1 protein-coding gene is annotated in these 15,083 nt (G+C 60.3%); it reads left to right on the top strand.

All coding sequences use genetic code 11. From position 1 onward, the window contains the following. Nucleotides 1–256: 256 nt before the first annotated feature. Entirely contained in the window at nucleotides 257–15,010 is a 14,754-nt protein-coding gene (locus DYU11_RS25505; protein WP_158600358.1) for an SdrD B-like domain-containing protein, read from the top strand. Nucleotides 15,011–15,083 lie beyond the last annotated feature (73 nt).

The raw sequence follows: 15,083 nt of genomic DNA, 5'->3' as shown, positions 1-15,083 counted from the left end.
TGATGAGTGGCCTGTCTGCCGGTCGCCGGCGTCTCTTCAATTCGGCAAGCTGGCATTCTCTTTGATAGTTTCTGAGCAGCTACACAAAGGATAGGCGGAGTTTGTCCTGATCGACTCCGCCGACTGTCATTTCGTAGGCAACCTTAAATCGTTACTCTATCTGCGTATGGTAAAGAACATTTACCCTCTTGTATATAGTCTGCTTCGTATTTTTCGCCAGGAAGGCTTCAATAGGCTATATCGGAACTTCGTTCCTTTGCTTCTTTTACTACTGCTGGGAGGTAACGCAGTTGCCCAGATATCAGGGACCGTGTACCGGGATTTCAACGCAAACGGAACCCGCGAATTCAGTCCCACATCGCTCACCGGAGAGGTCGGTGTCGGTGGCGTTACCGTGACTGTGTATGCTGGCGGATCGGCTGTCGGAACGGCTGTCACCAGTTCGGCGGTTGCTACGCAGGGGCAGTTCAGCATTACGCCCTCGGCGGCCGGTCCTTACCGTATCCAGTTCACCAACCTGCCGTCTGGCTATTTTGCCGGGCCGAGGGGGTCGCAAAGCGGCACAACCGTGCAGTTTGCTGCGTCATCGCCGGCTACTGTCAATCTGGGGATCAATTACCCGGCTGACTACTGCCAGGCTGAGCCCAGCTTTTTCATACCCTGTTACGTTAACGGTAACCCAACCAGTACGACAGGAAACGCGGGCGCTCAGCCTGTTCTTGTCACATTACCATATAGTACGACGAGTACGGGAACAACGACTGCTGAAGTCGGTATTGCCGTCAACAGCCAGCTCGGAACCGTATACGGCATTGCCTATCAGCGGGCCACCCGAAACGTTTTTTCGTCGGCTTTTGTCAAGCGCCATTCCGGTCTCGGGCCGAGTGGAGCGGGCGCCATCTACATCACCAGACCGGGTTCCGGCACAACGTATACCTCAGCGCTGTTTGCTACCATTCCAAATGTAGGCTCGGTGGCCACTAATACCGCCCGGGGCTTACCCGGGACTATTTCGGAACAGAACCGGGATTTGTCGGTGTTTGATCAGGTTGGTAAAACAGGACTTGGCGATCTGGAAATTTCGGACGACGGTACGCAGTTGTATACCCTCAACCTAAATGACCGGCAGCTTTACCAGGTTCCCATCAACAACCCCAGCAGCGCGAACCCCACGGCCGGTACACCCGTGGCATTTGCCATTCCTTCGCCAACGCAGACAGCGGGAAGTGTATTCCGGCCCTTTGCCCTGAAATACTATCGGGATCGGGTATATATCGGGGGGGTGACAACGAACGAAGGCGTGACGGCCACCCGCACTTTCTCGGCTGCGGGAAGCTCAATTTCTTCGCCTAACCTGATCACCCGCGATACGGTCGGTATGAAGGGCGTTGTGTATGAGTTCAACCCGGCCAATAATACATTTACGCAGGTTCTGTCCTTTCCCCTGACGTATAAGCGGGGCGCCGTTAACAACGATAAAGTGGGTGTTGACCGCTCGGAGTACTGGCTTCCCTGGACCAACATTCAGCCCGGTTATGACCAGAACAACCCGTCTAACGCGAACCCGATACCGAACCGGTTCTCGCGGGCTGATCTGGCTAACTGTAGCTACCCGCAGCCCTGGTTTGCGGGAATCGAATTTGACATCGATGGTTCGATGATTGTCAGCATTCGGGACCGTCTGGGCGACCAGTACGGTAACCTGAATTTAGGCTTAAATCCAAACAGCACTCAGTTGTTCCGGGCAATTTCGCCGGGCGATATGCTTCGGGCCGGGCAATGCTCACCGGGGCAATGGACAATTGAAAATAACGCCCGGATTTGTAACGGAACACCAACGGCGGGAGCAAACAACGGACAAGGGCCGGGCAATGGCGAATATTATTTCAGCGATGCCGTATCGGTGGGAGACAATATTAACGGAACGCTTCGCCCGTACCACCTCGAAATGAGCCTGGGCGGTCTGGCCGTATTGCCGGGTCGCGATGAGGTGGCTGCGGCAGTAATGGATCCAACTACAAATATCGACGCGGGGGGGATTCGGCGTTTCCGGAACTCAAACGGAACCGGTAGTCCGTCAACCAGCGTGCAGATATACGAAAGTTCGAACGTTTCGACTTTCGGTAAAGCAAACGGCCTGGGCGATCTCGAAGTTGGCTGTAATTACCAGCCGATCGAGATTGGTAACCGGATCTTCAACGATGGGTCGGCTTTAACGGCCAATGGTCTGCAGGATAATGGGCAGGGGGCATCGAATTTTGCCAACATCACCGTCCAGCTGTATCAGGCTGGATCGCTGACCGCCACCACTACGTCGAATGCCAACGGCGAGTATTATTTCACCAACCTGCTGCCTAATACAGCCTACGAAATACGGATACCCCTCAGTCAAACCGCGTTAGCCGGGTTTACGCCGACCACGCCCAACGCCGGATCGGACGATCTGGTCGACAGCGATGGCGTCATCGTGGGCAACAACGTCGTTATCTCACTGACGACCGGCGACTACGGCGAAAACAACCATTCCTACGATTTCGGCTTCGTTACCTGTCCAACCATTACGAATGCATCCGCTTCGCAGACCGTATGTTCGGGCACCCCGGTCAGTTCGCTGAGTGTCACGACCACGGCGACTGGAACGGGCGCGATCCGCTTCGTTTATTTTACTTCTCCGCAGAGCGGTACGGCGGCCTACTCGGGCGGTACAACCCTGGGAACAGCTACCCCGGTCAGTAACGTTGCGTCGCTGACCAACGTCGCTTTTCCGGCTAACACCGGTACGACACCCATTACGTATTATGTATATGCCGTTCTGAACCCGACACCGGGACCGCTGGATTGCCGGCCGCTGGACGACATTCTGATAACCGTACGACCGTTGCCAGACGGTTCGGCAACGGCCACTACGATCACCTGTGCTGCCTCGGCAACCGTAACGGGTACGTCGTCGGTGACCGGCTCAACATTTAGCTGGACCGGCCCGGGTGGATTTACGTCAACGGCCGCGAGCTTCACGACCAACACCCCTGGTACGTATACACTGGTGGTTTCGGCCAATGGCTGTACGGACCCGTCGCCCGCTACGGTGGTGGTTAGCCAGAACATCACGCCCCCACAAAACGTAACGGCGACCAATGACGGGCCGCTGACCTGTATCGATCTGTCCGCGACGGTGTCGGCCAGCAGTTCGACAACGGGCGTTACGTACCGCTGGGCCGGGCCGAGTGGCTTCACCTCAACCGCCCAGAGCTTTACGACCAGCATTACCGGAACCTACAGCGTAACGCTGACAGGCCCGAACGGCTGTACGGCCACGACCACAACAACCGTAGCCGGCAACACCACCGCGCCGTCGGTCACGCCTTCCGTCAGCAACACCCTGACCTGCGCCCAGCCTACGGCGACGGTATCGGCCAGCAGCACCACGGGTGGTGTGACCTACCGCTGGGCTGGTCCGGGGGGCTTCACCTCGACGTCCGCCAGCTTCACGACGGCAACGGCCGGCACCTACTCGGTAACGGCCACGAATCCGGTCAACGGCTGCACAACGATTTCTTCGGTAGTAGTTAGTCAGAATACGGCCCTACCTGCCAACGTCGGTGCTTCGAACACGGGTCCGCTGACCTGTACGCTGACCACAGCGACGGTGTCGGCCAGCAGTTCGACAACGGGCGTTACGTACCGCTGGGCCGGACCGGGGGGCTTCACCTCAACATCCGCCAGCTTCACGACCGCAACGGCCGGTACCTATTCAGTGACCGTAACGGCTCCGAACGGCTGTACGGTCGTAACGAGTACAATGGTTCAGCAGGACCGTACTACCCCGACCATTGGTGCCTCGAACACGGGCCCGCTGACCTGTACGCTGACTACCGTAACGGTAAGCGCCACCTCCGACGTACCAGCTACGTACCGCTGGGCTGGTCCGGGAGGCTTCACCTCAACCGCACAGAGCTTTACGACCGCAACGGCCGGTACCTACTCGGTGACGGTAACGGCGGCCAACGGCTGTACGGCTGTGACGAGCACTTCGGTAGGGCAGGACGTCGTTGCGCCAACGGTAACGACATCGAACACGGGTCCATTGACCTGTACGCTGACCACCGTAACGGTAAGCGCCACGGCCGGTGAAGCGGTGACCTACCGCTGGTCGGGCCCTGGTAACTTCAGTGCTACCACGCAAAGCTTCAACACGTCGACCGCGGGTACATATACCGTAGTTGTAACGGCCGCCAACGGCTGTACGGCCACGGCCACATCGACGATTAACCAGAACACGGCCCCGCCAACAGGCGTTGTGGCGTCAAATAACGGCCCGATCACCTGTAATCTGGCGGCTGTAGGCGTCAGTGTCGTCAGTAGTGGTGGCGTGGCATACCGTTGGGTAGGCCCGGGTGGCTTCACGACCACGGCGCAGAACTTTACGACCAGCGTTGCCGGTACGTATTCAGTGACGGTTACTTCGGCCAATGGCTGTACGGCTACGGCCAGCACGTCGGTAGGGCAGGACATCGCCCCGCCGGCCGGCGTAGCGGCCACCAACAACGGCCCTATCACCTGTGCCCAGCCCTCAGCCACCGTATCAGCCAGCAGCACCACGAGTGGCGTCACATACCGTTGGGTAGGCCCGGGTGGCTTCACGGCGTCCACACAGAGCTTTGCCACCAATCTTGCGGGTACCTATTCGGTGACGCTGACGGCCCCCAACGGCTGTACGGCCACCACCAGCACAACGGTGGGTCAGAACATCGCCCCGCCGGCCGGTGTAGCGGCCACCAACAACGGCCCCATCACCTGTGCCCAGCCCTCGGCCACCGTGTCGGCCAGCAGCACCACGGGTGGGGTAACCTATCGCTGGGCGGGACCGGGTAGTTTCACTTCGACAGCCGCCAGCTTCGCTACATCCGTCGCCGGAGTGTATTCGGTGACGGTCACCAACCCGGCAAATGGTTGTACCACCACGGTGACGACTAACGTAACCCAGGACCTGAACGTACCGACCGGTGTGGCTGCTTTCAACAACGGCCCCATCACCTGTGCCCAGCCTACGGCGACGGTATCGGCCAGCAGCACCACGGGTGGCGTAACGTATCGCTGGACGGGGCCGGGTAGCTTCACCTCGACATCCGCCAGCTTCGTCACATCCGTTGCCGGTCTGTACTCGGTAACCGTAACCTCGACCAATGGCTGTACGGCCACGGCCAACACCACCGTTGGGCAGGACATTGTTCCTCCGGCAAACGTAACCGCTACGAACACGGGTCCGCTGACCTGTACGCTGACGACCGTAACGGTAAGCGCCAATAGTTCAACGCTGAATGTAAGCTATCGGTGGTCAGGGCCTGGTACTATTACGGCCAATACGCAGAGCTTTGCTACTAATGTTGCGGGTACCTATTCGGTGACGCTGACGGCCCCCAACGGCTGTACGGCCACCACCAGCACAACGGTGGGTCAGAACATCACCCCACCGGCCGGCGTAGCAGCCACCAACAACGGCCCCATCACCTGTGCCCAGCCCTCGGCGACGGTCTCGGCCAGCAGCACCACGGGTGGGGTAACCTACCGCTGGGCGGGACCGGGTGGTTTCACTTCGACATCCGCCAGCTTCGCTACATCCGTTGCCGGAGTGTATTCGGTGACGGTCACCAACCCGGCAAATGGTTGTACCACCACGGTGACGACCAACGTAACCCAGGACCTGAACGTACCGGCCGGTGTATCCGCCAGTAATACAGGCCCGCTGACCTGTACGCTGACCACGGTCACCGTCTCGGCTAACAGTACAACACCAGGGGTAACGTATCGCTGGTCGGGTCCGGGTAATTTTACATCAACCGCTCAGAACTTCACGACCAGTACACCGGGTCTGTACTCGGTAACGGTCACTTCGGCCAACGGCTGTACGGCCACGGCCAACACCACCGTTGGGCAGGATATTGCCTCGCCGACGGTGCTGGCTTCGAACACGGGGCCGCTGACCTGCGCCCTGACAACCCGTACCGTTTCGGCTACGGCCAACGAAGCGGTGACGTATCGCTGGGCGGGTCCGGGCGGGTTCACCTCGACGGCCGCCAGCTTCACGACCAGCACACCGGGGCTATACTCGGTAACGGTCACTTCAGCCAACGGTTGTACGGCGACGGCCAATACCACCCTCCAGCAGGATGTGGCGGCTCCGACCGTTGCTGCGTCAAACACCGGCCCGCTGACCTGTTCATTAACAGCGGCTACGGTGTCGGCCACGGCCAGTGAAGCGGTGACGTATCGCTGGTCGGGTCCGGGTGGTTTCACCTCGACGGCCGCCAGCTTCACCACATCCGTCGCCGGTCTGTACTCGGTAACGGTCACTTCGGCCAATGGCTGTACGGCCACGGCCAACACCACCCTCCAGCAGGATGTGACGGTTCCAACGGTCTCGGCCAGCAATGAAGGTCCGCTGACCTGTCTGATCACCAACACTACCGTTTCAGCAGTTGCCAGTGAAGCCGTGACCTACCGTTGGGTGGGGCCAGGCAACTTCACCTCAACGGCCGCCAGCTTCACCACATCCATCGCCGGGGTGTATTCGGTGACGGTTACTTCGGCCAATGGCTGTACGGCTGCGACCAGCACAACGGTGGGTCAGGACATCACTCCGCCGGCTGGTGTGGTAGCTGCCAACAATGGACCGATAAACTGTGCCCAGCCTACGGCGACGGTGAGCGTATCTTCAACAACCCTGGGGGTAACCTACCGCTGGACGGGACCGGGCAACTTCACCTCAACGGCCCAGAGTTTCACGACCTCGGTAGCGGGTGTATATTCGGTGACGGCCACCAACCCGATCAACGGCTGTACGACGGTTACCACTACGAGTGTTGTGCAGAACAACACCCCGGTAGCGAACGTAACGGCGACCAACACCGGTCCGCTGACCTGTACGCTGACCACGGTAACCGTCTCAGCCAGCAGTTCAACGCCGGGAGTGACGTATGCGTGGAGCGGACCGGGCGGGTTCACCTCGACGGCCCAGAGCTTTATCACCAGCACCCCGGGTACCTATTCAGTAACGGTGTCAGGTCCGAATGGCTGTGCGCCGGTTACGGTCAGTACGACGGTTGGTCAGAACATCACCCCACCGGCAAACGTAACGGCGACCAATACCGGCCCGCTGAGCTGTACGCTGGGTTCGGTGACGGTTTCGGCCAGCAGTACGACGCCCGGGGTGACCTATAGCTGGACCGGCCCCGGTGGCTTCACCAGTTCCGATCAGAGCTTTATCACGGCATCGGCCGGGGTTTTCTCGGTAACGGTAACCTCGCCGAACGGTTGTACGGCCACGGCCACTACCACAGTAGGTCAGGACAATACCGGTATCCAGAATGTAACCATCAGCGATAACGGCCCGTTGAGCTGTACGCAGACATCAGCCACGATTTCAGTAAACACGACAACCCCCAATGTGACGTATCGCTGGGTTGGTCCCGGTGGCTTTACATCAACATCTGCCAGCTTCACGACATCCGTTGCTGGTACGTACTCAGTCACCCTGACGAGCACGGTTAATGGCTGTACGGCTGTAGCGGCTAACACCCTGGAGCAAAACATTGCTCCTCCGGCGGCTGTAGTGGCCGCCAATACGGGCCCGCTGACCTGTACGCTGACTACGGCGACGGTGAGCGTGACGACAACCACCCAGGGTGTAGCCTACAGCTGGACCGGACCGGGGGGCTTCACCTCGACGGCCGCCAGCTTTACCGCCAGCACACCAGGACTCTACTCGGTGACGCTGACGGCCCCCAACGGCTGTACGGCCACGGCCAGTACGTCGCTGGAGCAGAATATCGTACCGCCGGCCGGCGTCTCAGCCAGCAACAACGGGCCACTGTCGTGTACCTTATTGAGTGTAATGGTGTCGGCCAGCAGCACGACACCCGGGGTGATCTATAACTGGGCCGGTCCGGGTGGCTTTGCCTTCTCGGGGGCCAGTTTTATGACCACCCAGCCCGGCAGCTATACGGTCACTGTAATCAATCCGGTCAACGGCTGTACGACTACGGCTGTGACTACGGTCGGTCAGGATATTACGCCACCGGCCAACGTAACGGCGACCAACAATGGTCCATTGAGCTGTACTCTGACGGCGGTGACGGTCTCGGCCAGCAGCACGACACCAGGGGTGACTTACCGCTGGGTAGGTCCGGGGGGCTTCACCTCAACGGCTCAGAACTTCACGACCTCGGTAGCGGGTATATATTCGGTGACGGTGACTTCGGCTAATGGCTGCTTTGAAACGGCCAGTACGATCATCAATCAGGATGTGACGGCTCCGACGGTACTGGCTTCGAACACGGGTCCGCTGACCTGCGTGCTGACAACCCGTACCGTCTCGGCTACGGCCAACGAATCGGTAACGTATGCATGGACCGGTCCGGGTGGGTTTACTTCGACGGCGGCCAGCTTCACGACCAGCACACCGGGGCTGTACTCGGTAACGGTCACTTCGGCCAACGGCTGTACGGCCACGGCCAACACCACTCTCCAGCAGGATGTGGCGGCTCCGACAGTGACTGCGGCCAACACCGGCCCGCTGACCTGTGCCCTGACAACCCGTACCGTTTCGGCCACGGCCAACGAAGCGGTAACGTATGCATGGAGCGGTCCGGGTGGGTTTACTTCGACGGCGGCCAGCTTCACGACCAGCACGCCGGGTCTGTACTCGGTAACGGTCACTTCGGCCAATGGCTGTACGGCCATGGCCAACACCACCCTCCAGCAGGATGTGACGGTACCGAGCATAGCCGCTTCGAACACGGGTCCGCTGACCTGCGCACAAACGACAGCGACGGTGAGCGCGACGGCCAGCGAAGCGGTGACGTATGCGTGGAGCGGACCGGGTGGCTTCACCTCAACGGCCCAGAGCTTTACGGCATCAGCCGCTGGGGTGTATTCCGTGACGGTCACTTCGGCCAACGGGTGTACGGCTACCATCGCGACGACAATTTTCAGCAACACGGCAGCTCCCGACGTAACAGCGACGGTGAGCAACACCATAACCGTTAATCAGCCGACGGCGACGCTGACGGCCAGCAGCACGACGCCCGGGGTGACCTATCGGTGGAACACGGGCGAGACAACGGCGACGATCTCGGTGAGTGCGGCCGGCTCCTACTCGGTGACGGTGACCGCACCCAACGGCTGTACGGCTGCTACAACGACTACGGTCGTGAGCGACACGGCGGCCCCGACGGTCACGGCATCGGTGAGCAACACGCTGACCTGCGCCCAGCCCACGGCCACCCTCTCGACAACCGCTACGCCGGGCGTCACGTATCGATGGAGTACGGGTGCCATTTCGTCATCGATCATAGTGACGGATGAAGGACCTTACTCGGTGACGGTGACTGCGCCCAACGGGGCAACAGCCGCTACGACGACCACGGTGGTCAGCAATACGGCCGCTCCGACGGTCACGGCATCGGTGAGCAACACGCTGACCTGCGCCCAGCTCACGGCTACCCTCTCGACAACCGCTACGCCGGGCGTGACTTACCTGTGGAGTACGGGCGAAACGACCGCTACGATCTCGGTGAGTGCAGCGGGTGCCTACACGGTGACTGTCACGAGCCCCAACGGGTGTACGGCTACAGTAACTACCACGGTCGTGAGCGATACGGCGACGCCGGACGTGACCATTGCCGTAAGCAATACCCTGACCTGCGCTCAGCCGACGGCGACGCTGACGGCCAGCAGCACGACGCCCGGGGTGACCTATCGGTGGAACACAGGCGAGACAACGGCGACGATCTCGGTGAGTGCGGCCGGCCCCTACTCGGTGACGGTGACCGCGCCCAACGGCTGTACGGCCGCTACAACGACTACGGTCGTGAGCGACACGGCGGCCCCGACGGTCACGGCATCGGTGAGCAACACGCTGACCTGCGCTCAACCCACGGCTACCCTCTCGACAACCGCTACGCCGGGCGTGACCTTCCGCTGGAACACGGGCGAGGTAACGCCTTCTATCCAGGTCGGATCGGCGGGTGTGTACTCAGTGATCGTAACGGCGGTTAATGGCTGTACGGCCGCTACAACGGCTACGGTCGTGAGCGATACGGTCGTGCCGACCTTAACCGTTGGCGTGAGCAACACGCTGACCTGCGCCCAGCCTACGGCTACTATCTCGACAACGGCCAGCCCCGGCTCTACGTATCAATGGAGTACGGGTGCCGTTACGCCTGATATTGTGGTCAATGCAGCGGGTACGTATTCGGTAACGGCTACGTCGCCCAACGGTTGCGTGGCTTCAGCCATCGGTGTGGTGGAGCAGAACTTCCTGCCGCCAACGAACGTGACCTCTTCCAATACGGGTCCGCTGACCTGTACGCTGACTACCGTAACGGTTTCGGCCAGCAGTTCAGCACCGGGTATTACCTACAGCTGGAGCGGTCCGGGCGGCTTCACCTCAACGGCCCAGAGCTTCACCACCTCGGTAGCGGGTACGTACTCCGTAACCCTGACCGGCATCAACGGCTGTACGGCGGTGACCAGCACAACCGTTCAACAGGACGCAACCGCACCGAACGTAACGGCAACCAACACCGGTCCGCTGACCTGTACGCTGACGACAGCCTCGGTAAGTGCCACGGCTAATGAAGCGGTAACGTACGCGTGGAGCGGTCCGGGAGGAATTACCTCAACGGCCCAGAGCTTCTCCACTACGGTAGCCGGCACGTATACCGTTGTCGTAACGGCGGCCAACGGCTGTTCGGCGACGGCGACAACCACGATTCAGATCGACCAGTCGGCTCCGACCGTAACGGCGACCAACACCGGTCCGCTGACCTGTACGTTAACTACGGCAAGCGTATCGGCTGCGGCCACTGAATCGGTAACGTATGCGTGGAGCGGTCCGGGAGGAATTACCTCAACGGCCCAGAGCTTCACGACCAGTACGCCGGGTGCCTATACCGTCGTGGTAACGGCTGCCAATGGCTGTACGGCTACGACGACGACCAATATCACCAGCAACACCGTTGCGCCGACAATAACCGCTGCGGGTGGGGTAATCCCCTGTGAGGGAACTTCGCTGCAGCTTACGGCCAGCACCACTCCGACGGACGTAACGTTTGCGTGGAGCGGTCCGGGCGGATACACCAGTACGGAGCAGAATCCGACGGTAACGGCCATCGGAACCTACACCCTGACGGTGACCTCGGCCAACGGCTGTACGGCCAGTGATACGGCCATTGTATCAAAACAACCCTGCGCGAGCCTGGGCGACCTGGTCTTCGAAGATACCAATGCCAACGGGCAGCAGGATGCCGGTGAGCCGGGTATTGCGGGTGTAACCGTCAACCTCTTACAGAATAACCTGGTCGTATTGACGACGACAACGAATGCCAGCGGTGTATACAGCTTCACGGGTCTGACCCCTGGATTGCCTTACGTAGTGCAGTTCGGCGCCCCAACCGGGTACACGGCCACGGCCGCTGACGCAGGCAATGATGCTTCGGATTCGGACGCTGATCCGATTACGGGACGGACGACCAGCTACGTTCTGGCCGCCGGAGAAAACAACCTTACTGTCGATGCGGGCTTCTACCGCCCGGCCAGTCTGGGCGACCGCGTCTTCGCCGATGCCAACCGCAACGGCATTCAGGATGGGGGCGAAGTGGGAATTCCGGGTGTCACGGTTACGTTGGTGAGCAACGGTACCCCGTTGGCCAGCGTCGTAACAGACGGCAGCGGAGTGTACAGCTTCACGGGTCTGACGCCGGGCGTATCGTATCAGGTGCAGTTTACCGCCCCAGCGAACTTCACCGCGTCTCCGGCTAACCAGGGCGGAGATGATGCCCTCGACAGCGATGCGATCAACGGCGTAACCCAGAGCCTCACGCTGGCCTCGGGCGAAACCAACACGACGCTGGATGCAGGCTTCTTCCTGCTGCCGGCCAGCCTGGGCGACTTCGTCTTCGAAGACATCAACGCGAATGGCCGGCAGGATGCGGGCGAACCGGGCATCGCGGGTGTGACTGTCAATCTCTTGCAGAATGGTACGGTAGTCAACACCACAACGACCAATGCCAGTGGCGTCTACAGCTTCACGGGACTCGTGCCGAACGTAGCGTATGTCGTGAGCTTCACCGCTCCGGCCGGATTTACGGCTACGCTGGCCGATCAGGGTGGCGACGATGTGGCTGATTCCGATGTCAATCCGCTGACCGGACAAACCGGCAGTTACACGCTGGCCGCTGGTGAAAACAACCTCACCGTCGATGCTGGCTTCTACCGCCCGGCCAGCCTGGGCGACCGCGTCTTTGCCGATGCCAACCGCAACGGCATTCAGGACGGGGGCGAAGTAGGGATTCCGGGGGTTACGGTGAGTCTGCTCCGCGACAGTACCGTAGTAGACTTCGTCACGACGGATGCCAACGGTGTCTACAGCTTCACGGGTCTGACGCCGGGCGTATCGTATCAGGTACGCTTCACAACCCCGGTCGGCTACACTGCCACACTGGGTAACCAGGGTGGAGATGATGCCCTCGACAGCGATGCAATCAACGGCGTAACCCAGAGCGTCACGCTGGCCTCGGGTGAAACCAACAATACTCTCGATGCGGGCTTCTTCCTGCTGCCGGCCAGCCTGGGCGACTTCGTCTTCGAGGATATTAATATCAATGGTGTTCAAGATCCGGGCGAGCCGGGTGTTCCGGGCGTAACCGTGAGTCTGCTCCAGAACGGCGTGGTTGTTCAGGTTACGTCAACGAACGCAAACGGTCAGTATACCTTCACGAATCTCCTGCCGGAAGTAGCCTACCAGGTGCAGTTTGCGCCGATGCCGATGTTCACGATCACGGCGGATAATGAAGGTGCAGACGATGCGCTTGATTCGGATGCCAACCCGCTCGATGGTGAAACCGGGGTGTATATTCTGGCTTCCGGTGAGAATAACACGAGCGTGGACCTGGGCGTATACCGTCAGGCAGCGCTGGGCGACCGGGTCTTTGCCGATGCCAACCGCAACGGGATCCAGGATGCGGGTGAGCCGGGTATAGCGGGCGTAACCGTTACGCTGATCAGCAATGGCGTATCCCTGACAACTACAACCACGGATTCGAGTGGGGTGTACAGCTTCACCGCGCTGACACCGGGTGTACCGTACTCGGTGAGCTTCACGGCCCCGGCCAACTACACGGCCACGCTGGCTGATCAGGGCGGGGACGATGCGACCGACAGCGATGCGATCAACGGCGTAACGCAGAGCATTACGCTGGCTTCGGGTGAGACCAACAATACCCTCGATGCCGGTTTCTACCTGCTCCGCTTCGATCTGGCCCTGTCCAAAGACATCGTTTCTGCGCCAAGTCCATTGTTGCCGGGAGGGGTCATAACCTACGAACTGATCGTCACCAACCAGGGTGAACTAACCGCGACCAATACGCAGGTGACCGACTTCATACCCGACGGTACGGCCTTCAATGCAGCGGCCAGTCCGGGCTTCACGCAGTCGGGCAGCAATGCCGTAGCAACTATCGCCAGTCTGGCACCGGGTGAGTCGGCTACGCTGACCATCGGCATGACGCTGACGGCTACGGCGGGCGGTGTCATTACGAACCGGGCCGAGATCACCGCCGACAGTGGTGATGACATTGACTCGACGCCGGGTAACAGCGACACGACACCGAACGAAGATGATACCGATACGGCGCTGTTGCAGCCACAGCAGTTTGCGGTTCTGGGTGACTTCGTCTTCGAAGACCTCAACGCCAACGGGCAGCAGGATGCGGGTGAGCCGGGTATTGCGGGTGTAACGGTGCAGCTGCTGCAGAACGGCGCGGTGGTCAATACGACAACGACCAATGCCAGTGGCGTCTACAGCTTCACGGGTCTGACGCCGGGCGTACCGTATCAGGTGCAGTTTACGGCTCCGGCCGGCTACTCGGCAACGGCGGCTAACCTGGGGGGCAACGGGGCAACGGACTCGGATGCCGATCCGCTCACCGGCCGTACGGGCAGCATCACGCTGGCGTCGGGTGAGATCGATCTGTCGGTGGATGCGGGCTTCTACCGCCCGGCCAGCCTGGGCGACCTGGTCTTCAACGACCTCAACCAGAATGGGCAGCAGGATACGGGTGAGCCGGGTATTGCGGGCGTAACGGTGCAGCTGCTCAGCGGTAACGGCAACGTATTGCTGACTACCACGACGAATGCCGGTGGCGTCTACAGCTTCACGGGCCTGACGCCGGGGGTTACCTATGTCGTCGCCTTCACACAACCGGACGCCTTCACGTCGACAACGGCTAACACCGGCAACGACGCGACCGACAGCGATGCCAACGGCGTGACGGGCCAGACCGGACCGTATGTACTGGCCTCCGGTGAGAACAATACAACGGTCGATGCGGGCTTCTACTGCATCACGCCGGTTATCGCAGCCAGCGCTCCACCGGTTTGTGCGGGCGAAACCCTGGTGCTGACAGGTACCACATCGTCGACGGGAGTTTCCTACGCCTGGGCCGGGCCGAACAGCTTTACCGCCAGCGGGGCAGTGGTCAATATCCCGGCTGCAACAACGACCAACAGCGGTTCGTATACGCTGACCGTAACCAACCTGATTACCGGTTGCAGCAGCAGCATCGTAGTCGATGCGGTGGTGAACCCGGCCCCGGACAGCGTTACGCTGACGGCCCAGGAAGCCACCTGCGACGGCGCTACGTCGCGCTCCGATGGGCAGGTAGCAATCGGCAACTTCGGCCCGAACGATCGCTTCGACGTATCGACGGGCACGACCTACAACGGAGCGACCAGCTACAATGAAGCCCTGCCGATTCCGGCGAGCGGAATCATTGTCAGCAACATCAGCCGGACCGGTACGCCACAGACGTACATCGTTCGGGTATTCACCCAAGCCGGATGTTTTGTGCAGCGGTCAGTTGTGTTGCAGAACACTCAGTGTGAGTGCCCGCCGGCGAAGTGCGTACCGGTTGTGATTCAAAAGACAAAAAGCCGTACGGCTGGACGATAGTGCACATAGAGAGAATGTGTCGAATAAAAACCCTGACGATAGCATTTCGTCAGGGTTTTTCGTTTATTAACAA

The sequence above is a fragment of the Fibrisoma montanum genome (assembly GCF_003583365.1).
Taxonomy (GTDB): Bacteria; Bacteroidota; Bacteroidia; order Cytophagales; family Spirosomataceae; genus Fibrisoma; species Fibrisoma montanum.
Note: the sequence above shows the minus strand (reverse complement) of the source record. Positions and strands in the feature narration are given on the sequence as shown.